This is a genomic window from candidate division KSB1 bacterium (assembly GCA_016214895.1).
GTDB lineage: Bacteria > Electryoneota > RPQS01 > RPQS01 > RPQS01 > JACRMR01.
On sequence record JACRMR010000012.1, the window covers coordinates 362672 to 386891 of the forward strand.

15 protein-coding genes and 1 riboswitch are annotated in these 24220 nt (G+C 60.9%); of the genes, 7 read left to right on the forward strand and 8 right to left on the reverse strand.

Annotation, left to right across the window (positions count from 1 at the left end):
* Window positions 1-25: 25 nt before the first annotated feature.
* Together sufC and HZB60_07765 are read right to left on the reverse strand one after the other, a co-directional pair.
* The gene (gene sufC / locus HZB60_07760; GenBank protein MBI5059657.1) at window positions 26-772 is read right to left on the reverse strand and encodes a Fe-S cluster assembly ATPase SufC; all 747 of its coding nucleotides are present in this window, start codon (window positions 770-772) and stop codon (window positions 26-28) included.
* A gap of 37 nt (window positions 773-809) precedes the next feature.
* Complete coding sequence (locus HZB60_07765) at window positions 810-1301, reverse strand: Rrf2 family transcriptional regulator (protein MBI5059658.1); 492 nt, start codon at window positions 1299-1301, stop codon at window positions 810-812.
* Between the two features lie 378 nt (window positions 1302-1679).
* Window positions 1680-1774: riboswitch (TPP riboswitch) on the forward strand.
* 85 nt (window positions 1775-1859) lie between these two features.
* On the opposite strand from HZB60_07765, the gene HZB60_07770 reads away from it, so the two are divergent.
* The 4 genes from HZB60_07770 to HZB60_07785 all read left to right on the forward strand — a co-directional run bounded on the left by HZB60_07770 (window position 1860) and on the right by HZB60_07785 (window position 9846).
* Entirely contained in the window at window positions 1860-4313 is a 2454-nt protein-coding gene (locus tag HZB60_07770) for a TonB-dependent receptor (GenBank protein MBI5059659.1), read from the forward strand.
* A 7-nt stretch (window positions 4314-4320) separates the two neighbouring features.
* Complete coding sequence (locus HZB60_07775) at window positions 4321-5751, forward strand: sodium:solute symporter family protein (GenBank protein ID MBI5059660.1); 1431 nt, start codon at window positions 4321-4323, stop codon at window positions 5749-5751.
* Between the two features lie 267 nt (window positions 5752-6018).
* Complete coding sequence (locus tag HZB60_07780) at window positions 6019-6279, forward strand: hypothetical protein (protein ID MBI5059661.1); 261 nt, start codon at window positions 6019-6021, stop codon at window positions 6277-6279.
* 54 nt (window positions 6280-6333) lie between these two features.
* On the forward strand, window positions 6334-9846 hold the full coding sequence (locus tag HZB60_07785) for an alpha-amylase (protein ID MBI5059662.1): 3513 nt from the start codon (window positions 6334-6336) through the stop codon (window positions 9844-9846).
* A 64-nt stretch (window positions 9847-9910) separates the two neighbouring features.
* Here HZB60_07785 and HZB60_07790 read toward each other — a convergent pair whose 3' ends face one another.
* On the reverse strand, window positions 9911-11254 hold the full coding sequence (locus tag HZB60_07790) for a 6-phosphofructokinase (GenBank protein MBI5059663.1): 1344 nt from the start codon (window positions 11252-11254) through the stop codon (window positions 9911-9913).
* A 211-nt stretch (window positions 11255-11465) separates the two neighbouring features.
* Between HZB60_07790 and HZB60_07795 the strand changes: the two genes are divergently transcribed.
* The 3 genes from HZB60_07795 (at window position 11466) to HZB60_07805 (ending at window position 15798) form a co-directional block, all read left to right on the forward strand.
* A complete protein-coding gene (locus HZB60_07795) occupies window positions 11466-13106 on the forward strand; it encodes a T9SS type A sorting domain-containing protein (protein ID MBI5059664.1) in 1641 nt (546 codons plus the stop codon).
* A 13-nt stretch (window positions 13107-13119) separates the two neighbouring features.
* Window positions 13120-14571 carry an NADP-dependent isocitrate dehydrogenase gene (locus HZB60_07800; protein ID MBI5059665.1) on the forward strand — a complete coding sequence of 484 codons (1452 nt, stop codon included), beginning with the start codon at window positions 13120-13122 and terminating at the stop codon, window positions 14569-14571.
* An 819-nt stretch (window positions 14572-15390) separates the two neighbouring features.
* On the forward strand, window positions 15391-15798 hold the full coding sequence (locus tag HZB60_07805; protein MBI5059666.1) for a winged helix-turn-helix transcriptional regulator: 408 nt from the start codon (window positions 15391-15393) through the stop codon (window positions 15796-15798).
* A gap of 92 nt (window positions 15799-15890) precedes the next feature.
* Here the strand turns inward: HZB60_07805 and HZB60_07810 are convergent, their stop codons facing one another.
* The 5 genes from HZB60_07810 to HZB60_07830 form a co-directional block, all read right to left on the reverse strand.
* Window positions 15891-18296 (reverse strand): response regulator, encoded by a 2406-nt coding sequence (locus HZB60_07810; GenBank protein ID MBI5059667.1) that lies wholly within the window; start codon window positions 18294-18296, stop codon window positions 15891-15893.
* A gap of 213 nt (window positions 18297-18509) precedes the next feature.
* Window positions 18510-19832 carry an acetyl-CoA hydrolase/transferase family protein gene (locus HZB60_07815; GenBank protein ID MBI5059668.1) on the reverse strand — a complete coding sequence of 441 codons (1323 nt, stop codon included), beginning with the start codon at window positions 19830-19832 and terminating at the stop codon, window positions 18510-18512.
* 402 nt (window positions 19833-20234) lie between these two features.
* Window positions 20235-22190 carry a hypothetical protein gene (locus tag HZB60_07820; GenBank protein ID MBI5059669.1) on the reverse strand — a complete coding sequence of 652 codons (1956 nt, stop codon included), beginning with the start codon at window positions 22188-22190 and terminating at the stop codon, window positions 20235-20237.
* Between the two features lie 8 nt (window positions 22191-22198).
* Complete coding sequence (locus tag HZB60_07825) at window positions 22199-23260, reverse strand: PorV/PorQ family protein (protein MBI5059670.1); 1062 nt, start codon at window positions 23258-23260, stop codon at window positions 22199-22201.
* A complete protein-coding gene (locus HZB60_07830) occupies window positions 23257-24195 on the reverse strand; it encodes a hypothetical protein (GenBank protein ID MBI5059671.1) in 939 nt (312 codons plus the stop codon). Before HZB60_07830 ends, HZB60_07825 begins: the two co-directional genes overlap by 4 nt.
* Window positions 24196-24220 lie beyond the last annotated feature (25 nt).

Below are 24220 nucleotides of genomic sequence, written 5' to 3' on the forward strand. Positions count from 1 at the left end.
TCCGCGATAGGGTGAGCAGGCGCGCTCAAACCGCCGCCTCCTCCTTGATCCAGTCGTAACCCTGGTCTTCAAGTTGTAGCGCCAGCGCTCGGTCGCCCGTCTTCACGATCCGGCCATCAACCAGAATGTGGACGTAGTCCGGTACGATATAGCTCAGCAACCGTTGATAATGGGTAATCACCAGCGCGCCGAAGGTCGGCCCGCGCATCGAGTTTACCCCCCGCGCCACGATCTTCAGTGCGTCAATATCCAGGCCCGAATCGGTCTCATCAAATACCGCCAACTCCGGCTTCAACATTCCCATCTGCAGAATTTCGTTGCGCTTCTTCTCTCCGCCGGAAAACCCCTCGTTCAGAAAACGCTTCGCGAAATCCGGAGTAATATCAAGAATCTCCAGCCAGCGATTCAACTCCGCTTTGAACTCCGCCGCGCTCGGCACCTTGCCAAATCGCGAACTCATCGCCATCCGCAGGAAATTCATGGTCGATACGCCGTAGATCTCCTGCGGATACTGAAACGCCAAAAAAAGCCCGCGCCGGGCGCGCTCGTCCGGTTCCAGTTCCAGAACGTTCTCGCCACGCCAGAGCACTTCACCGGCCGACACCTCGTATTTCGGGTGGCCCATGATGGCCGACGCCAACGTGGACTTGCCGCTGCCGTTCGGTCCCATGATCGCATGGACCTCGCCCACCGGCACCGTCAGGTCCAGGCCTCTCAGTATTTCCCGCCCCTCCACGTTCACGTGAAGGTTGCGAACCTCAAGCTGATTCAAATTCGCTCCAAGTGGATACCGCCATCGTTCAAACCGCTCAGCGCACGCGAGCCGGTGCCGCCTGCCGTTCCTTCACATCAAGCTGCAACGCTACCGGAGCCACACGGGCCGCGTTCGCCGCGCGAATCCGCTCCAGAATGTCCCCCAACGTCAACCCGCCAAAAAACCGCGTCAAATGCTGCTCCGCCTCTTCCCACAACACGCGTACCGTGCAAGAATGCGAGAGCAGGCAATAGGTCGGATCCGCCACGCACTGATTGAACATCAAGTGACCCTCGAACGCTTCAATCACCGCCAAAATGTTGATCAGTTCCGGTGCGACATTCAAGGTCACACCGCCGCCTTTGCCGCGCTGGGTGTGCAACATCCCCTGACTCGCCAACTGCGCAACGATCTTCGTCAGAAAGACTCTCGGTATGTGCTGCCGCTCCGCGATCTCGCGCGTGACTACCGGTTGTCCCTGGGCCTGGTTCATGGCAACGTCCACGAGCACCCGCAGCGCGTAATCCGCTTGCATGGATACCAACATGGCTGTGATCCTTTTAAATTAGACTCGTATTGTCCTATTAATTTACAAAAAAATGGGCGCAGAGTCAATAACTACTTGCCCCAGTTCTGTCAGGTAATAGTCTATTATTAGGCTGTTTAAAATATTTCAGGTCATACCGCGAGGCATGAGGTACGCAAATTCACCTCTCTTTCAGCAACTTCGTCTAACTTCAATCCAGTTAGTAGCTTGGCAGAGAATTCGCCAAATCCACCGCCCCTCTGTCCCGTTCGCTCTCCTGTTCTTGGGTACTCGCTGAGGCCCCAATGCGTTCCCCGGACCGACCATCCCGCGTCGGTGAGGGAATAGACTCGCAGGCAGCGCTTGACATCCGCCACGGAATCCCCTATATTTTGACTCTCGCAACCGTAGGGGTGGTCGAAAAACTCGGCCTGAGATAAACCCTCGAACCTGATCCGGATAATGCCGGCGGAGGAAACGGTCAGCGCGTCATTTCACCAGCTACACCCGTTGGCCTCCGGGAAGTGACCGCAGCCGCTCGCGTTGCGGAACTTATCTTTCCCCAGGGAGGCTTTTTTCATGTCCCGCTTTCATTTCTGCCTGCTCGCACTGCTCGCGAGCAGTCCCCTGTTGGCCGCTGAGCTGAGTGGCATCATCTCCAACTTCCGGACCGGTGAGCCACTATCCGGTGCGACCGTAACGGTACTTAAATCCGGACAGTCGGAGTCAACAAATGCGCGCGGCGAATACGCGCTCCGCGGCCTGCAACCCGGTCGGTTTGTCGTCGAAGCCACGGCGGCGGACTTCAGCGCGTATCGCTGGGAACTCGAAATCATCGACGCCGGGCAGAGCCTGCATCGCAATATCGAACTGCATTCCGCCGCGGACGTGGAACCCGCGGGCGAAGCGCCCCGCTATCTGCTCGGCGAAGTCACCGTGCTGTCAACGCGCGCGTCCGCCGATTACCCCGTGACCTATTCCAATCTCAGCCGCGCGGAAATCGAACAGCAGAACTATGCACAGGACCTGCCGCTGCTCCTGAGCGAGCTACCGAACCTCAACGCCTACTCCGACGGCGCAAACGGCACGGGCTACTCCTACTTGCGGATGCGCGGCTTCTCCCAAAATCGCGTCGCCGTCCAACTGAACGGCATTCCGTTGAACGACGCCGGTTCGCATGAAGTCTTCTGGATCGATCTGCCCGACTTCGCCGAAGACCTGCAGGATGTGCAAGTCCAGCGCGGCGTCGGCAGCTCGCTCTATGGACCCGCGGCGTTCGGCGGTACGATTAACCTCGTCACCCGCACGCCCGGCATCGAAGATCGCCCCGGCCTGCGCGCAGAATCCAGTTACGGAACCTGGAATACCCGCCGCGCGATGATGCAGTACACGTCCGGCCGCGTCAACGATCGCTACGGATTCGCCGGCCGACTCACGCGCATGGAGTCCGATGGCTATCGCAACGGCGCGTGGTCCAAAATGTGGAGCTACTACCTCTGCGCCGCCCGATTCACCACACAGCATACGTCGCGCGTGGTCTTCTATGGTGGACCGGAGCAAACGCATCTGGCTTACGAGGGGATTCCCGATTCGCTGCTGCATTCCGACCGCCGCGCGAATCCGCTTCCGGCGTTCGATCTCGACAACTTCTTCCAACCGCACTACGAGCTGCACGACGAGTGGAAAGCGTCCGACCGCGTCACGCTGAACTCGACGCTCTATCTCTTCCGCGGCGACGGCTACTACGATCAGTGGAAGCAGGACGCCGACGCGGAGCAATATTTCTTCGACGAACGCGATCAATCCACGCTGAACCTGCTCCGACGGCGAAACGTCGGCGAAACGGACTGGGGCTTTATCCCGCGCGCTACCATCGACCACGCACACGGTCAAATCATGCTCGGCGCGGAAGCTCGCCTGCACCAGGCCCGGCATGACGGAACCGTGCTCTGGTCCAGCGATTTCTACGGACACGACAGTCCCAATTACCACTACTACGACTATCGCGTTCGCAAACGCGCCTTTTCGGCGTACGCGCATGAACTCTACCGGCTGACGGATCGACTGCGCGCCATGCTCGATCTGCAATGGCAGGGTCAGCGCTACCTGATGGATCAGGATCGGCTCTGGAATGCCACGGTCGATCGAAAATTCTCCGCGCTCTCTCCGCGCGCCGGACTCAACTACCTCCTCGTCGAACCCAACAGCAAGGCGAATCGCCCCGCCATCAGTCTCTACGGCAGTCTCTCCCGGGCGCAGCGCGAACCGGCCTTCAACGACATCTACGATCCACAGGATTTCTATTCCATCCCGTACTCCGCTCCGCAACGGTTTCGATCGAACGGCGTCGAGCAGCTGTATGTCGGACCCGCCTTGCGTCCGGAAAAGCTCATGAATCTCGAGACCGGCGTTCATGCGCAGTGGTATCAGGCGCGGGTCGGCGCCAACCTGTACTGGATGCGGCTGCGCGATGAGATTATCCCCTACTCCGGACAACTCGATGACAACGGCGTCCCGGTTTCCGGCAACGCCGAGCGTACGCTGCACCAAGGTATCGAGTTGATCGCCGCCGTCTCGCCGCTCCGCGCATTGACCTTGTCCGGCAATCTCGCGCTCACCGATCATCGTTACCAGAGCTACCGCGAGTTCGATTGGAACACCTACACCATGGCGTCGCGCAACGGCAACCGACTGCCCGCCGACCCCGCTTACCTCGCGAACCTGCGGGCCGAGTACCGGTTCCACGGCGCGCGAGCCGCCATCGGTTGGCGAACCGTCGCCAAGCAGTACATCGACAACACGCAGACGGACGCCACGACCGTCCCCGCCTACAGCCTGCTGAATCTCGACCTCGGTTATCGCGTCGTCACGACCGTGGCCGGCCTGCGCGGAATCGACGCCAGCCTGCGCGTGAACAACCTGCTCGACACCGAGTACGAAAGCTTCGGCTACGCGGATTGGAATGACGGCTCGCCGCGCTACATCGTTGGCGCGCCGCGAGCGCTCTACGCTACGCTCGGCATTGACCTCTGATTCCGCGATGAGACTGCACGGCATTGATCTCGCCGTCCCGCTGCTCTTTCTCGTGGCGCTCCCGCTGATTGGGTTGCTCGTCAAACGACGACGCGACGCCGACGAGTTCATGCTCATGGGCCGCGCGCTCACGGCCCCCGCCTTCGTCATGTCACTCGTCGCTTCGTGGTACGGCGGAATTCTCGGCATCAGCGAGTACTCCTTCAAGTTCGGACTGTCGAATTGGTTCGTCTTCGGCCTGCCCTATTACCTCCACGCGCTGCTCTTCGCCACGCTGCTCGCGCGACGCGCCAGAGTGGCCCGGCTCGTATCGATCCCGGATCGCCTCGAAACCGCCTACGGCCAACGTCCGGCCCGCCTCGCCGCGCTCGTGATCTTTCTGACGACCATGCCCGCCGCCTATTTGCTCATGGTCGGCAAACTCTTCGCCTGGATGTTCGGCTGGCCCTACCCGGTCGCGCTGGTCGCCGCGACCGTGGTGTCAACCATTTACATCTACGGTGGCGGCCTGCGCAGCATTGTCCGCACCGACGTTTGGCAATTCCTCTTCATGTACGGCGGCTTTGCCGTGATGGTCGCGGTGCTCGTCACGCAGTTCGGCGGCGTAAGCTTCCTCCGGGAACATGTGCCGACCGCGCTGTTCACTCCGCTCGGCGGCCAGGGTTTCTTCGCGGTATTCGTGTGGTACATCATCGCCTCGACGACGCTGATCGAACCGCTCTTCTATGAACGCGTCTATGCCGCCAAGAGCGAACGCATCGTGTTACCCGCCATCCTCACGGCCGTGGGCTTCTGGATGCTCTTTGATTTCATGACCACGACGACAGGTCTCTATGCTCGCGCATTACTGCCGGAACTCACCGATCCGGCATTTGCCTTCCCGGAACTGGCGCACAAGGTCCTGCCCGCGGGGGTGCTGGGGCTGTTCATCGCGTCGCTGCTTGCGGTCGTGATGTCCACCGTTGACAGCTACACGTTCATCGCCGCGGCAGCCTTCGGTCGCGATCTGATCTGGAAATCCGGCGCCACGCGCGATCCCGGCCGTGTGCCCGCCCTGGTCCGCTTCGGTCTCATCGTCGCGACGGTCTGCGCGTTCACGCTCGCGCTCGCGTCGGAATCGGTCATCGCGCTCTGGCATGCGCTCGGGTCGATCAGTGCGCCCATCCTGCTGATCCCAACGCTCGCCGCGTGGACCGATCGTGCCCGCTTTTCGACTCCGCTTGTGCTGCCGGCCATGCTCGTCTCTGGCGTGATCGCCTTGGTCTGGCGGCTCTGGCCCGAACTTATCGGCGATGCGTATCCATTCGACATCGAACCCATCTACGCCGGACTGTTCTGTTCGCTCCTGTTCTATCTGGCGGGGTTGCTCCGCGCGACTCGCCACTCGGCTAATCCGGCTGCTGACGCCACCGACGATGCGGCAGAACACTTACCTTGACCCACCGGCGCCTCTCCACCGCTGCTGACCTGCGTTGTGAGTTACGCACCCGCCTGTCGCCCGCGACGCGTGTGCTCGGATCGAGATGCCGCCATGCAACCGACTCCAGCTGTGTCGAAAGACTCGCAGATACCCCGCGCTGCTTCCCGCTTGACAACCCGCCTAATTATGGTTATCATGTGACCGCATTGCGGGGGACTGCCGGGCAGTCCCCCGACTCCGCGCTTTGGAGAGCGCGGAGGGCATGACCACCAACGGGAGGTATCTATGGAGTCCCTGCCACGCCAGGCCGCGAGCCAGCCGCGAACCGCGCGCGGTTCGCGGAGCCGCCAGTTCAATCCGCTCGCAGCCCTGAACCTGCTGCACGAACTATCCGATCGACTCTCGGTATTGCGCCGAACGCTGGACCGCGCCGGACTGTCCGACGATTCCGCGCCGCTCATGTTGCACTGTCGCCGACAGCTTACGCTCGCCAGCCGCGCCCTCGCCGACGCGCACCGGATCGTCGCTCAGTTGCGCCAACTCTAACGGCTCACCCGCCCCACGCTCATGGTCGAACACACCGCTCTCGCTTCCTGTCCCGTGGAATTCCATCTGACCGCTGCCTCACGCGCGCGCCATGATTTCAACGCGGATCTCTATGCACCGGCCACCGACGGCTTGCGCGTCGATGTGCGCGCGGTGCACGAACTCGCGTGGCGCAGGCATCAGGCCGCCCCGCACGAAGGCGTGCGACCCGGAGAGCTGTACGCACTCGCGCTGCTTGACCAAATCTTTTGCGCTCTCATTGATCGCTACCGCCTGACCCGTCAGCCGAGTCTCTTCGCGGATGCGCTGGAGGCCCTGTCCGTCGGCAAGAGCGCCGAGCAGGTCGATGTCCTACTGACCGAATTCGCGAGTTGCTTCGTGCCCCTCAAAGTCCGGTCCGGCGAATTACCGATTCGCGACTTTCTGCGACTGCCGCTCGATCCTGACCGCGCGCGCGCACCGCGCGAAGCCATCCTGATCCAGATGCTACTCGTCTTCGCGGACAACCGGAATCCGGCCTGCAGTCCGCTGCGCGGACTGTTCGACGACCGCGAAATTCCCGCGCAAGATCGCTACTTGTCCGGCATCTCCGACTTGCGCGAATTCCTCAAGGCTCAGCCGGAAACCGGCATCGGCGGCCTCTCCCTCTTCGAGCTGATCGAGGCGCCCGCCACGGCCTCGCCCGATTCACTGTACGGACAACTGGAATTCATCCGTGCGAGCTGGATCGACTACCTGCCGCCGGAGCTGCGGTTGGGCCTGCTCAGCGCGCAAGACCTGATTCGTGAAGACACGAAGCGCGGCGCCTCCGACATCCGACCCGGCAAAGGCGATAGCCCCGTGCCCGATTTCTTCACCCAGTTCGGCGGCGGCCCGGACAAAGTCATGTTCGGTGCGCAACGTCGTTCACTCAGCGCGCTCGACGCCGAACCCGAACGGTTCAGCCCCGACACCGACTGGATGCCGCGCGCGGTCGTGCTCGCCAAGAGTATCTATGTCTGGCTGGACCAGCTCTCCAAAAAATACAGCCGCGCGATCACCCACCTCGACCAGATTCCCGAGACCGAATTCGAGCTGCTTGCCCGCTGGGGCTTCAACGGCCTCTGGCTAATCGGACTCTGGGAACGCAGCCCGGCCTCCCGCAGGATCAAACACATGCGCGGAAATCCCGAAGCCGTCGCGTCCGCCTACTCGCTTTACGACTACGTCATCAGTGAGGACCTCGGCGGTCAGGCCGCACTCGCCGCGCTGCGCGAGCTCGCGAATCGCCACGGAATTCGTCTCGCCAGCGATATCGTCCCGAACCACATGGGCATCGATTCGCGCTGGGTCACCGAGCACCCCGACCGCTTCCTGCAGCTCGACTACCCGCCCTACCCCGCGTACCGCTTCACCGGTCCCGATCTGATCGAGCATCCCGCGTTCGAGATTCACATCGAAGACGGTTATTGGAATCAGTCCGATGCCGCCGTCGTGTTCCAACTCGTTGACAAGCGCGATCGGCGCGCCCGCTATCTCTATCATGGCAACGACGGCACAAGCTTCCCGTGGAATGATACCGCCCAGCTCAATTTCCTGAATCCCGAAGCCCGCGAAGCCGTCGTGCGCATGATCGTCGAGATCGCCCGTGAGTTCCCGATCATGCGCCTCGATGCCGCGATGACGCTCACCAAAAAACACTATCAGCGACTGTGGTTTCCCGAACCCGGCGCGGGCGGCTCCATCCCCTCCCGCGCCGAACACGGCATGACGCGGGAACAATTCGACGGTCTGATGCCGACTGAATTCTGGCGCGAGGTCGTGGACCGCGTAGCCGCCGAAGCCCCGCATACGCTGCTCATCGCCGAAGCCTTCTGGCTCACCGAGGGCTTCTTCGTCCGTACGCTCGGCATGCATCGCGTCTATAACAGCGCGTTCATGAACATGCTGAAGCACGAGGAAAACGCGAACTACCGCAGCGTGATCCGCAACACGGTCGAATTCGATCCGCGCATTCTCCAGCGCTACGTCAACTTCATGAATAACCCGGACGAGGACACGGCGGTTCAGCAGTTCGGCAAGGGCGACAAATACTTCGGCGTCGCGACCATGATGGCCACGCTGCCCGGGTTGCCCATGTTCGGCCATGGTCAGATCGAAGGCTTCACCGAAAAATACGGCCACGAGTATCGCCGCGCCTATGTGCACGAACAGCCGGATGCCGAGCTCATCCGTCGCCATGAGCGCGAGATCTTCCCGCTGTTGCGCGAACGCGACCTGTTCTCCGACGCCGATAACTTCGCGCTCTACGACTTCCGCGGCCCCGACGGGCACGTGGACGAAAACGTGTTCGCCTATTCCAACCGCAGCGGCGAACGGCGCGCCCTCGTCATCTATCATAATAAATTCGCCGATACGGCCGGACGGGTCCTGCTCAGTACCGCCCGGCATCGGCCGCCCGGCAGCCCCCCTGAAGCCGGAAGACTGATTACCCTCCGCGACGGCCTCGACTTGCCCGATGACGCCAACGTCTTCTACATTCTCCGTGATCGGGTACGCGGCCTCGAATATCTCTACTCCTCACGGGAACTTGTTCACGACGGCTTCTACGCCGAGTTGCAGGCCTACGAGTGCCGGGTCTTGATGGACTTCCAGGAAGTGCGAGACGACTACGAAGGACGCTACGCGCAACTATCCCGCCGCCTCGGCGGACAGGGCGTCGCCAGCATCCGCCGCGAATTCGCGCGTCTCTATCTCGCTCCGCTGCTCGCCGCCTTTGACGAACTGATGACTCCCGCGCATTATCAGACTGTCGCTGAATCGATGACCGCCGCGTTCGATCCCGAACCGTCGCTCAGCCCCGCCATTCGTGAACTCGTCTCCCGCGGCGTCACCCGCACCGGCCGCGATTCCGATCAGGATGCACTCCACGGCGAGATCCTGCAGGAGTTCAACCAGCTGCACCGCTGGCTCGCCAAGCGTAAGACCGGCCCGGATTCGGAGCGGTCCGTGCCCACGGCATATGAAATCCTGTTCGGCGCGGTCTGCGTCCGCGCCCTGATCGTGGCCAGTTCCAGTCATCGTCACCCGCAGGGGGAATCACCCATCGACGAGTGGCTGCTCGTCGATGCCCTGATCGCCCGCTTCCTGCGTCTGAACCTCGATGCGACCCGCGCCGTTGACGCCGCGGAACTGGCGGCGATCCTCGCCATCCATAGCAGCGTACTCGATCCCGCGCGCCAGGGCCGCCGCTTTCACGGTTTCGCCGCCCTGCTGCGGGATGACGTCACGCGTCACTACCTGCGGGTCAACGAATACAATGGCATCCTCTGGTTCGACGAAACGCGATTCCTTGAGTTGATCCAAATTACCCGGCTGCATGCTCTGCTCGACGCGTCCGGCGTCCCCTCGCTGTCGCCCTCGCACTTCCACGCCGCGATGCTGGAAATCGATACGCGCCGCGACGAACTGAGCGACCTCGCCGTGCTTGCCGAATTCCAACTGGGCCGCCTGCTCCAATTGCTCGCCTATGCCGGATCCGCGCGCCCCCGCCTCAAACGCGACCCGGTCGGCTTCGAGTCTGCATGAGAAACGGGGCGGCCTCAGCGGTCGCCCCGTTCATTTTGGCTGATGCGGGCTCGTCCCGCGAAGCCTACATCGCGTTCGGCTGACCGGCCGGCCGCGGCGCCGCGCTCAGCACTCCCGCCATGTGGTCGGCCGGCGTCACCGGTGGATCGAGCAACAGGTAGCGAAACCGGGCTTCAAATTCCTCGCGCGACATCTTGCCATGCACCGCCAGCCGCGAGGTCTTCTTCACATCCGCAAAATCCGAGGCGTTCAACCGCACCATGTACTTCAACGCCACCTTGTAGCTGTCCGAATCCACGTCCACCGTCCGAATCCGCAGCCGGCCGGTCCGCTCGTCAACCAGCTCCTTGAAATACACCGGAATAATCTGACCCCGGAGGATCGACACAATCGCGCCCGTCCCGCCGTCCAGCAAGTACTTCACCGCCGCATAGCCCAGGTCTTGTGTGTACTCGCGGTCGAACGGAATCGGCGGCGCGCAGCGCAACTCATATCCCACGTCTTTCGACACGACAGTCAGCGGGGAGTTGCGCTCCTTGAACCGGCGTACGATTTCGTTCTTCAACAAGCGTCCCAGGTCGATTTCCGAAAACCGCAGGTTCCCGTGCGCGTCGTAGTCCAATTCGGCCACCCGCGTCAAATCATCCTTGTCGATCAGATCCAGCAAGCCCTCGGCCACCACGGCCACGCCGTAATCCCGCCCCATCGCCAGCCGCTTGATCGTCGAGGCTTCGATGACGTCGCAGATATTCGCGAACGTGATCTGCCGATTACGGAATTCCTCACCGATCACGATCATCGTCGCCCCCGCCGCCTTACCGATCCCCAGCGCCAGATGCCCCGCCTTGCGGCCCATGGTCACCACAATGTACCAGCGATTCGTCGTCTGCGCGTCCTCCATCAAGTTGCGCACGAGTTCGGCGCCGACGTGCCGCGCGGTCTCAAATCCAAAGGTCGGCAAATCACCGGCCAGCGGAAGATCGTTATCGATGGTCTTCGGCACGTGCGCTACCTGAAACTGATCCCGTGACAGTTCGCTGATCTTGTGCGCCGTGTACGCGGTGTCATCGCCGCCGATCGTCACCAGGTAATCCACGTCGAGCTGGGTCAGCGAATGCAGCACGTTCTCCAGCTGCTTCGGATCCTTGGTCGGATTGTCCCGGCTCGTCCGCAGGATCGATCCCCCCAGAAAATGAATGCGGCTGACCATTTCCATAGGCAATTCCGTCACCCGCGTCGCATCCCCCTGCATCAGCCAATGAAAGCCATCGAAGCAGCCCACGACGCGGATCCCCGAATTCAAAGCCTCAATCGTGACCGCACGAATCACCCCGTTGATCCCCGGCGCCGGTCCACCGCCTACCAGGATCGCCAGTGTCTTGCGCCGAGTAGTGCCAGATTCCCTCATCATATTTCGTCTTCCCGCCTGCTTGTTACCTGTTTTTACACGAACTTGCTATTCGCAAGCGCTAAGATACCACTTCTCTGCATTCATTGCAAGAACCGTGATCACCGGACGGGGGTTCCCGTGGCTTGACTTTCGACTGGATTCGCGCTAAATTGCCGATTGGTGGATCGTAATACTGCCGTCTTGCACAGTCCAACAGCCGGAGGCTCCCATGATTCGCGTCCTCTATTCTGCGCTCGGTCTCCTTGTCGTTATCAGTGTCGTTGCGACCGCCGAACCGATGCAACTGGAGTCCCGAGTGGACCGCTGGCCCTACATGTGGCTCGGTCAAGACAACACCGGATTGATCGGCGGCGGCCATGATTCCTGCAATCCCGACCTACCCGATGTCAACTGCGAATTCCCGCGCTGGTCGGGACAGGAGTATCTTGACGAATTCGCGCTCTGGATCGGCGCGCTGATTGTCGAAGGGAACGAAGAGACGCCGCGGGTCTCGGTCGCGCGGGACGGCTGGCTGAACCCGGAGGTAGTCGAGTTCTGGCCGGTAGCGGGAACCTCGACTGTGGAGCGGTCTGACCTCTGGCGGGACGACTGGTGCGGGAACAACATCTGGTCTCCGGATGCCATTGCCGATCACGAAATCGAAGTGACGATGTCAGACACGCTCACCGATCCGTTCTGGTTGACGGATGATCCTGTTGATGGCCCCCATCGTCCGCTCGGTCTGAAGATCACGCGCACAACTTATTCCATGGTCTGGGACCCCTGCGCGTCCATCTACTGGATTCGTTACCAACTGGAGAACATCGGCTCGAATGTCCTGAAGGACGTCTACCTCGGGCACTATTTCATGACCTATGCCGGACTTCGCAATGACCCCGTGGGAGAAAGCTGGGGCGATGATCTGGCAGGTTTCGATGAAACCAATGGCGTTGCCTATTTCCACGACAATGATGGCCGCCGACGCAGCGACAGTTCCGGCAATGACTTCACCGTGCCAAACTCCATCGGCTTCCTTTACTTGCGTCAACCCGAGGGGATCGAACGTACCTCTTTCAATTGGTGGCGGCCCAATGGCGATTTCTCGCTCGACTGGGGTCCATTTTGGTCCGAACACTGCGACGATCCCCTCGGCGAAGGCTTCTGGTGCCGCACGCTCGGTACGCCCATGGGTGACGAGCACAAGTACTTCTTGATGAAGAACGGCGAACAGGACTACAACCAGTATCACGTCGTCAATCAGTCAGCACCGCCGCCGCAAGGGACGCATCAGTGGGCCACCTGCGATCAGGACTTCCAACATGACCTTGACCAATACGGAACGCGTGGCGTCTTCTCCTTTGGTCCGCTGGGCGATCATCAGGGTGACCACACCTACCTCTATCCCGGTCAAGCGACCGAGATCTGGTGTGCACTCGTGGGCGGTTTGAATTTCCACGATTCCGCACGCCCGCAAGCGTCTAATCTTAGCGTGGATCCGTCGCTCTACGACATGACCGACCTGCTTGCCAACGCCGCGCGCGCACGCAATTCGACCTGCACCGACTGGATGGACACCGGGGAGCAGCGCGCGGTGGCCACGCCCCACAATTTCGCCCTGCATCCGGTCTATCCCAATCCGTTCAACGCGATCGCCAACATCGCGTTTGATCTCCCCGTCGCCGATCGCATTACCCTGCGCGTCGTGGACCTCACCGGCCGCGAAACCGCGCGCCTGACCGAGACCCGGCTGAGTGCCGGCTATCACTCCATCTCCTGGAATGCCGCCAATGCGGCCTCCGGCCTGTACTTGATCGAACTGTCCGGCGAAACGGTCGGGCGTGCCACGCAAAAAGCGGTCTTGTTGAAATAGGAGCTTTCTGTTCTTGCTTGAATCCACTCCCATTACGGTCGCACACGGCGACGGCATCGGCCCGGAAATCATGGATGCCACGCTGCGCATCCTCGAGGCCGCGCATGCCCGATTGAACATCGAGCCGATCGAAATCGGCGAAGCCGTGTACCAGCGCGGCGTGTCCGCCGGGATCGAACCCGCAGCGTGGGACTCGCTGCGCCGAACTAAAGTTTTCCTCAAGGCCCCGATCACCACGCCACAGGGCGGCGGCTTCAAGAGCTTGAATGTCACCGTGCGTAAGTCGCTCGGTCTCTACGCCAACGTCCGCCCCTGCGCGTCTTTCCACCCGTTTGTCGAGACCAAGCATCCGCATATGGATGTCGTCATCGTCCGCGAGAACGAGGAAGACTTGTACGCCGGCGTCGAGTACCGCTACAGCGATCAGGAGACCTATGCGCTGAAGCTGATCTCCCGCCCCGGAACCGAAAAGATCGTGCGCTACGCCTTCGAGTTCGCGCGGCACAATAACCGCCAGCGTGTGAGCTGCTTCACCAAGGATAACATCATGAAGCTCACCGACGGCCTGTTCCACAAGGTCTTCGATGAGGTCGCCGCCGAGTATCCCGACATCGAGCATAGCCACATGATCGTCGATATCGGCGCCGCGCGACTGGCCGACACGCCGGACCGCTTCGATGTCATCGTCATGCCGAACCTCTACGGCGATATTCTCTCCGACGTCGCCGCGCAGCTGATCGGGTCCGTCGGCCTCTGCGGCTCGTCGAATATCGGCGAGCACGGCGCCATGTTCGAAGCCATTCACGGCTCCGCGCCGGATATCGCCGCCATGGATCTGGCCAATCCGTCCGGCTTGCTGCTCGGTGCGGTGATGATGCTTGTGCATATCGGACAGGGCGATGTCGCCGAACTCGTGCATAACGCCTGGCTCGTCACGATCGAGGACGGCGTGCATACACCGGACATTTTCCATCCGGGGGTGAGCAAGCAGAAAGTCGGCACAAGAGAATTTACGGAGGCCGTGATGCGCAGGCTCGGACAGACGCCACAGCAACTCAAGACTGTACGCTACCGTTCCCACGGCATGTCACCACACGTGAAAGAAGTCCGGCTCGCTCACTCCTCCGTGAAGGAAACGGTCGGCGTCGATCTGTTCGTCGTCTGGCCGACCGGCACGCCGGACGAACTCGCTGCGCTGAGCAAAAAAGCTGAAACCGATCAGCTCGCCTTGCAGTTAATCACCAATCGCGGCGTGAAGGTCTGGCCGGATGGTCAGCCCGAGACGTTCTGCACTGACCTGTACCGCCTCCGCTTCTTGCGCAAGAGCGATTCCCTCAAGCTCTCGCATCGGGATATTCTGACGCTCATGGATCGCGCCATCGAGCACAAGCTCGACTTCGCCAAAACCGAGCACCTGATCAATTTCGACGGTGCCCCCGGCTTCACCATGGCCCAGGGGCAGTAGCCGCCGCTGCTGCCGGAATCGGACTGACACCCCGAGCACGGTCTCCAGACCCTTTCGCCGAGCGGGGATTCCTTCCCCGCCGGAATCCCGCTCAACCAAGCCCTCCGCCGAGCGGGGATTCCTTCCCCGCCGGAATCGGCCTCGGGTCCTTCCCCAGTTTCTGGGGAAGTCAGATGGGGTCGGATCTCCCCACCGCCGAGCCGTGCGTCCTCGCACGGCCGGAATCGGAGAGTCACATGGAGCGGGCTGTATTCGCCGAGCGGGGATTCCTTCCCCGCGGCGGAATCCGTCTCGGGTCCTTCCCCAGTTTCTGGGGAAGTTAGATGGGGTCGGATCTCCCCACCGCCGAGCCGTGCGCCCTCGCGCGGCCGGAATCGAAGACTTAGAGTGCACTCCCGCATCACTCCCGCGCCGACCCCGGGCATTCGTGCGTCGGCGCCCGGGTTCTCCTCTGTCCCGTAATTACCCATACAGGCAATCATTTACGTATTTAATAAACATTTCTCTTGCCTTCATGAAGATAATTTCGTATATTAGTGTCGCTATGGCCAGTAAGTATCCGGCGAGATCCAACGGCCTCAACCCGCCGGCAGCTATTTCTCAAGGCGGTCCTCCACTCTGCTTCCGGCTCCCATGACCGACGAATATCCCCCGTTTTTGGCACAACTCCAAAGCCTGTAAACTATTAGTTTTTTAGTGATTAACAACATTTCGTTTGGTCAAATAATTTGCCCGCCTTTCACCTCTATCGGCCCCTGCTTTCATCTCTCTTCAAGATTCGAATTGACATTCGCAATTCTCTGAATTATATTAAACCATATGGTTAACTTTTCGCCACCGCAAATTGACTCGACCTTCCACGCGCTTTCCGATCCCACCCGCCGGGCCATCCTCATGCGCCTGTCGCACGGCGACATAACGGTTACCGAACTGGCAAAACCCTTCAATAGCTCACTCCCGGCGATCTCAAAACACATTAAGGTTCTCGAAGAAGCCAAGTTAGTCAAACGGAGGAAAGACGGCCGGATACACCACATCAGCCTTGATCTGCAGGTGCTCCGCGAAACAACCGAATGGATGGAGCAACAGTGCAGAGTCTGGGACGCTCAGCGTGTTGCCCTGGCCTGGCTCGTCGAAGATGCACCCCGTGGATTCTCCGGCCTGCGGACGGAGGAGGATCCCGAAGCAGTGCTGATTCCCCCCTCCGACGAACGGTGCGACCCATGAGCCGCAGCGGTCGGTTGACGGCAGATCACAGCTGGACAAGTGAGCGAGGCCCGGAATTCCGGGCCTCGTCCAAATCGTGATCCGTCCGGTGATCAGGGCCGCGGCAGGGGAATCCAGCGCGTGATCGCCTCGGATAGCAAGCGAGGATTCAAGGGCTTCGTCAGGTAGTCGTTCATCCCCGCGGCGAGGCAGCGCTCCCGGTCACCCGCCAGCGCATTTGCCGTCAACGCGATGATCGGCACCGCCGATGCCCGCGCGCACCGCGGATCCGACCGAATCCGGCGCGAGGATTCATAACCGTCAAGCTCAGGCATCTGGCAGTCCATCAATATCAGATCAAAGTGACGTTCAGCCAGAGCGTCGATCGCTTCAAGTCCCGAACCCGCTACCTCCGCTTCGAACCCCAGCCGATGCAGCAGCTTCGTCCCTACGAGCTGATTCACCGGATTGTCTTCAACCAACAAGACGCGCAACGACTCGCTGACGGCAGGAGCGTCGCGGCGAAGGGCGTCAGCCAGCCTGCCGTCGGCGTCCGATTGCCCGGGCGACGAATCAAACGCACGCTCCAGCGCCCGGCGCAACCCGCTCGCACTGACGGGCTTCGGCAGAGTACAACTGACGCCGGAAACGTCATTCCGTCGGGGGTCCGGCGCGCAGTCGATCGTGGTCAGGAGGATAATCGGCGGTCGCGGGCTCTTGATGGTCCCGAACAGGCGCTTGATGAGAGTGAACGCATCCTGCCCGCCAAATGTACGGTCGATCAAGATCGCGTCACAAGCTGAACTCGCGCAAATCGACTGCGCGGAGTCCAGCGACACTGCGGTCAACGCCTCGATCCCGATGTGCGTTACCTGCCGGGCAAGCACGGTGCGCAGACTGGCATTGTCCACCATGATGAGCAGCCGCTTTCCCACCGGCGTCGCGGTCGATTCGCGTTCGCTCTGCGTAGCCGTGCCGGACCGTTCGGTCTCCAGCGGCAGTGTGAACGCGAATCGCGTGCCCATGCCGACTTGACTCCGCACCGAAATCTCCCCGTGCAACGCGGACACGATGTGCTGACAAATGGACAGCCCCAGCCCCGTGCCGCCGTACTTGCGCGTCGTCGAAGCGTCAAGTTGGGTAAACGGCTGGAACAGCAGGGCGAGCTGCGCGGAAGGGATACCAATCCCGGTGTCTTCCACCGCAAACTCCACCCGCGCCGTGCCCTTGTCCTGCGCCAGCAGGCGGCACTCCAGCCGGACTTCCCCCGCGTTCGTGAACTTCACCGCATTGCCGACCAGGTTCACGAGCACCTGGCGCAATCGCGTAGGATCGCCGCGTACAACTGCGGGGACCTCAGGGCTCACATCCACAATCAATTCGAGCCCCTGCTGATACGCCCGGACCGCGAGAATTTCGGCCGCGGAATGCACCGTCTCGGCGACCGGAAACGGAACACACTCGAACTCCAGCTTTCCCGCCTCGATCTTGGAGATATCCAACACGTCGTTGATGATCGTCAGGAGTCCCTCGGCACTGCGGTGGATGCCGATCGCGATCTCCCGCTGCTGCCGGTCGAGCGCGGTGTCCTGCAGCAGTTCGCTCAAGCCGACCACGCCATTCAGCGGCGTGCGAATCTCATGCGACATGTTCGCGAGAAATGAACTCTTGACGCGACTGGCGGCTTCGGCCGCTTCCTTCGCGATTCGCAGCTCGCGAGCCATCAGCTCGCGATGTACCGTCTCCGCTTTCGCCGACTGAACCAATCCCGTGGCGATCATCACGATCACGATGATCAGCAGGTGCAGCAGCAGGGCGATCAGCCGCTCCCGCGCCACACTCGTCACCCAGATTGCCGCGGGAAAGTCAACTCCGACCACGTGGCGGATCACACCGTCTCGACTCGGCACCGGAACGAAGGCACTGATCCAGCATCCCCAGCGGTCCGCGTAAGGCCGATCGTTGAATACCTCATTCCCGAGAAATGCAGAAGTGATGTACTTATCGGCCGCGTAATACTCTCCGATGCCCGTTCGCGCTTCGCGGCCGCCTTCAAACCTGCCGTTCCCGTCATAATCGGTTTCCGAGTCAACGAGCAGTGTGACGGAATCACGTTCCGTCCTGAAGAGCGTAAAGATATCGCTGATCGCCGGGTTGGACGCGAGCCATTCCCGCTGCATTTTAATCAGGCGGAGATAGGTTTCGTCAGTGTCGGGCGTCTGGGTGGAGAGCGTGGTAAGACCGCCGCGCGCCAACTCCCGAGCGTAAGTCGGCGCCATTCCTGAGACCATCGCCCGAATCGACTCGCGCTGCCGGTATTCGGAATATTGCGCGCCATAGTAGGCCGTGACCAGCAAAACGCCGATTACGAGGGCGCAAAGCTCCGAGATGGCCGCCGATCCATATGCTCGCTGGATCCGGGTCAGGAAATACCCGCCCGCCGCGACGACCACCGCCACGAGTGCGATGAAGTCAAGGTGATTACGGGTGACAAGCTCGAGGAGTGCGGTCGTATCCATGATTGGCGCACCAGGGCGAAAAGTGGACCCGGATCGGCTGCGTTGGTCCGCAGGGCCGAATACTGCGAACTGCGCAAATTCCGTTCCCCGCAGGCGGCAAGAATCGCGGAGTCCGGCACGGTGTTGACAAAAGCAAACGCGGACCCGAAGGTCCGCGTAGGGAGGGAACGAGGCAGGAAGCGCGAGGCGCAGCCGCAACCACGTCGCGGATGACTACAAGAGGTGGATCGCTTTGGCCTGATGGCGAAGTTCGTCGCGGAACTTCGGATGCGCGACACGAATCAGCGCCTCGGCGCGTTCGCGAATCGACTTGCCGTGGAGATAGGCGATGCCGTATTCCGTCACGACATAATGAGCATCCCCGCGACTGGTCACCACGCCGGCGCCCGGGTCCAGTTCGAAAACAATCCGCGAAATCGTGTCGTCCTTGGCCGTCGAGGGCAGCGCGATGATCGGCTTGCCGCCCTTCGAGCGCGAGGCCCCGCGAATAAAGTCCACCTGACCGCCGATGCCGCTGAAGATGTCGTGACCGATGGAATCCGAGCAAATCTGGCCGGTCAAATCGACCTGAATCGCCGAATTCACCGCGATCATGTTGTCATTGCGGGCGATCAAGAACGGGTCATTTACCCAGTCCAGCGGATGGAATTCCACCATCGGATTCGAATTCACGAAATCGAACAACTCCGCCGTGCCCAGCACGAACGACGCGATCATCTTGTCGGGGTGAAAGTTCTTCTTGCGACAGTTGATATTGCCGCGGCGCACGAGTTCCACCGCACCGTCGGAAAACATCTCGGTGTGCATGCCGAGATCGTGCTTGTCATTCAGATAGTGCAAGACCGCGTCCGGAATCCCGCCGATGCCGAGCTGCAAACAGGCCGCGTCCGGAATCAATGACGCCGCGTAGGCGCCGATGCGATCGGTCGTCTCCGTCTTGCGCATGCGCGGCAGCTCGGGCAACGGCATGTTGCACTCAATCACATGATTGAAACGGCCGATGTGCATGAAGTTCTCACCATGCACACGCGGCATGTACGTGTTGGTGACCGCCACGCCGTACTTCGCCGCGCGAGCCGCCGGCAGGGTGACGGCGCAATCCACGCCCAGACTGCTGTAGCCATGACGATCCGGCGGCGTCAACGTCATCAGTACCACATCGATCTTCTTCTGTCCCGTCTCAAACAGTCGCGGTATTTCGTGCAGAAAGACCGGCGTAAAATCCGCGCGGCCCTCGTTGACCGCCTTCCGCACGTTCGCTCCCGTAAAAAACGAATTGTGCCGAAAGTGCCCTTCCATATCCGGCGCCGCGTACGGCGCCTGAGAGAATGTCATCAGATGGATGATCTCCACGTCATACAACTCCGGCGCACGCGCGACCAGCGCGTCGATCAACAGCTGCGGCGCCGCACAGCCCGATCCGATCAGGACCGTCATTCCCGATTTGACGATGCGCAGTGCATCTACCGCCTCCGCCAATTTCTCAGGCGGGTATTGCGCCTTCATCCCCGAATCCACCATCACCTGTAGCTCCATTTTTCACAAGGAAGCGGGAAAAATCGCCCCGGCAGCAGTTGTCGCCGGGGCCGTGGGGAGATTGCTGGCTCGCTTCCAGAGTTCAGCTTACCCCTTAACTTCGCACGGACGTCGCTAAGATAGCTCCGCCTCCTGTCTATGTCAAGTGTTTTCAAATATTCCTCTTCCCCTCCGAATACTGAACATCCGGGTAACTCCCCTTGTCGATGACTCGCGATCGCTGAGCTTTCTCCGCCATCGCTCTACTCTTTATACGGGAATCAGGCCAACTTGGTTCTGAGGCATTAGCGCCGCAAAACTGCGGCCAGCGGCGAGACCACCGCCCGCATGGCTGTTCGAACTGACAAACAGGCCCGGCGAATCACCGCCGGGCCTGATTGTTCGTCGTTTCGACCGAATTCCCTATGGATTCGACAGCCCCTGCAATAGCTCTTCGGCCAGATCATCCATCAAGGCGTGCGCGGATGACCGGTCGACAAAATAGAGCGGGAATCCGAACACCGCAATGCGGAAGCTCTGATCGTAGATGTAGGCGACAGGGCGATCCGCATAGTACGCTTGAATCGGGTCGGACGGGTCGCGGACGACGAGATTTCCAATGATCCGACACTGGCCCTGAGGACGAAACACCCAGGTCTGCTCGACACCGCGAGTCCGGGGCAGGTTGTGAATGTACAGCGTATCAATCGGGCAGTTCGGATACCCTGTCGCACCGACCCAACCCCGCGCAAAACGCGGTGTAGGTACGCTGCCCTGACCGAACGGCGTACATTCCGCCGAGTTCAGTTTCAAGAAGTCGTGACCAAACGATCCCCCGGCGAAGCCGAGTACTGTGTCCTGCGCACCGGGCGCCAACGGACGCAGCAGGTCCCACCCGGAGAGGACCATCCGGCCGCCGCGACTGAGGTAGTCCCGCATGATCCGCGTGTTCTCCGTGAGATGCAGGTCGCTGCGGTCTTCAGCGTGATAAACGAGCAGCCCGGCATCGCTCAGATCGAACGGAGACAGAAAACTGCCGCGCCCGAGATAGTCGATTTCGACCGTCTCATACGCCGCGAAGAGCGATCGATAAAACGCATTGACGGAATCCTCCGGCGTAATGTTCGTATTGAAGGATTCGTCAACGATCACGACCTTGCGCCGGAGATGCGGCTCGACCAGATGTATCGCAAACGTCATCGTATCCGGAGTCGTATTACCGGCGAGATCACGAGCAATGAACCTGAAGCCATGGTCCCCCGCCGGCAGACCGACGAAGTGAAGCACTCCGGTCTGAATCCAGTCGCTCCAACATGGCACGGGCTGACCGATGCTGTCGAGACAGAGGCTGTCGCCCAGGTATTGGTAACGGTAGGAGTTGACCATTCCCGTGCCGTCTTCCGCAAACGACGCGGAGAAAGCAATGCTCGTCTCGATATCGGTTTGACGCTGGAAATACTGGGAACCGTCGGGGTAGAGGTTGCTGGTCCCGTACACACCCGTTACTGTAGAATCCATGGCCGGACGCAGCGTTGCGTCAAGCGTTACCGATCGCGAAATAATGGGACTCGAAGCATCGCCGGCATCCTTGACCCGCGCCCAAATGGTCAGCGGTCCGCTTTCGCGCCCCACCGTGGAAACCACGTACGAACCATCGGGATACAGACCGCGGGTGTCCTCATCAACCCGGCCATCATTGTCGTCGTCCACACCGTTCTCTTTCTCTTCATCCACGCTGCCGTCGCCGTCGTCGTCGATTTCGGCCACGGTCGAATCGGACTCGCTGGAGTGCAGACGGGGATTACCGAAGAGGAACTGGGAGTCCGAAACCCAGGGAGTCCAATTCTCGCCATCCAGACTCACACTGTAGAAGAAGAGCGAGGGATTCGGGTCCGACGCCGCCAGCGTAATGCGGAAGCCGGGACTGACTGTGGAGCCGTCCGCTACGCTTCCGTCCGCATCGAAATCGAGGGACGGGGCATAGTTGACCGTGTAGAAGAAACGTTCGGCCCGCGCTGACTCGCGACCCTCATCGTCCACCGCGATCACCCCGAACGTGTGCGGGGCGCTGCCGCTATCCGTCGGCGAGGCAAACGCCATGGTCGTGTCGGTCGCCGCCGTATAAGAAATCTGAACGTTGTCCACGAACAGGCGGAAGGCGGCGACCGTTCCGTCGCCGTCATTCCCGGCCCAGCGCAGCGAAAGGTAGTGATTGGCGACTGCGCTGTCGTTGGGCGCCACCGTGATCCAGGCCCGCGGCGTCTCGTTTTCGTACGGAGCGCCTTTGTCCTGCACCGTGCAACCGGCGCCAAACAGGATTAGCAACGTCGTGATCGATACGAAGACGAGTATGAGCCTTGAGGCAATTGAAGTTTTCATGGTTGACCTCACTTCTCCTCGTCTGAATTGCACCAGTCAAAGCCGATCGACATGCGATGTGCCTGATCGGCGAAGCCCTCGGCCGCGTCGGACAGCTGACCCCAGTGCGAATAGGCATAATCGAACTTGAGGCGATAGGACATCACCGGAACGTGCAGGCCGAAACCCGCCGACCAGCTCTCCTCGTCGTAACCGAACTTGCCGCCCACGCGGACGAAAAACTTCTGTACGAAGCCGTATTCGCCGCCCAGATTCAGGCGTTCACGGTTGTCATTGGGGTGATTCATCTCGACGGCGACGTCGAAGCTCTGGTCCTTCGGAGCTGTGATCTTCATCATCTGAAACGCGTCGAACCCGACGCCCAACCGGAAGGTCGTGGGAAGACTGGCGTCGTCATACTTCGTATCCACCAGATTCCCGCCGTTGCGATTCTGATTCCGGTAGTCGTCGAACGACCCGGAGTACTTCACGTTCGGACCCAGATTCTGAATCGACATCGCCAAATCGAGCGACCGCAACGATGTCCGGTAGAGGGTTCCCAAATCGATGCTGAATCCACTGTACGTTTCCTCCTCGAGGCCGCTCGCCAGATAGCGGACGTTGCCGCCCAGACTGAAACGGTCCGTCAAGAGGCGCGCGTAGGTCGCCCCAAGGGCGAAGTCGTACGCATTGAAGTTCTCCCCCGTGCCTTCCGGCCGCTCGTACGTGCGCACGGGTATGTCGTCGGTGAACAAGTTAATGGCATGCACCGAGAACTTGCTGTAGTCGTCGATGCAGCCGGCGAAGACCAGCGAGTTGAGCTGCACTCCGGCCGGCATGTTAATCTGCGAAAGCAGGACTTGCGGGCCGCAGATCCGGGTCAGCGCGCCGGGATTCCACCACACGGCTTCCGCATCGCGGACCAGGGCAACGCCGGCGTTGCCCATGCCGATGCCGCGGACCCCGTACGGCAGCTTAAGCACCTGCATCGAGGTCGTACCGACCTTGTCCGTCGCCTGCGCCGGCAGCGCGGCCGACAGCGCCAGCACCCACAGCAGCCGCGTCACCAAGCTGAGCATGGTTTTGGTCATGGCCGTTCTCCCTCATAGACGAGCACGATCGTGCCCGTGATGCGCGTATTCACCCCGGTCAACTGCGCATACATAGTGTGTGAGCCGGGTTTCAAACAAGGACGGGTCGGAGGAATGAAACAGGTTGTCCAGTTCACCTCGAGGCTGTAGCCGTAGTTCTCCGGACTGGGATCGGCCGCCTCGAAACTGTCCATGTTCAGCTCAAATCCGCGACCCTTCATGTTCGTCGTCGTGTCAGTGCGGGCAAGGAAGACTTCTTGTCCGGATAAGAGGTCCGCACCGCTGAATACCGCTTCGGGGTACGTTGGCCCCCAGTCCGAACTATCCATCCAGAGCGCCAATCGATAACGATCGTCCACCACCACGAAGATCTGGTCGGCTTCCGCGCCGAGCCGGCCACGGTATGCTTCCGCGTCAGCGAGGGAGTCGCCGTAGATTACGCGAAGCTCCGCGATTTCGACGCGGCGATCGGCCATCCCGCAGGTATCGTAATCGCAATTGGTCACGCAGGGACAGGCCGCACACGGATCGCAATGCGCCGTGAACGCGGTGTCTATGCGATTCAGGGAGTCCGTCGCGGACTGCAGCGCATCGAGCACCGTTTGATACGATGTGATGACCCGGGAGGCCGCCGGAAATGAGTCATTGACGAGGCTCTCGAAGCGGATGATGTCCGCGTCGGGAGCAATGTAGGCGGCAATTGTCAAGCGAGCGGGGTGATCGACGCCCGGTTGGTTGATTGGCGCCAGTGTGCTCGCCACATTGAAGGTCGCCGAGATTCTGTTGCCTGACGAGACGGCATCCTGCCAGAGCACGATCGTCTCCGTGTAGCCGGGGTCGCGGGCCTCCGTCGGAGGATTGCGCGGGTCCGCACAGCCAACGACGATTAGGAACAACCCCAGTATCAACAGCGTCAGCCGGGATGCGACCTCCACGCTTGTGGCACGCCGCTCCGGGCCG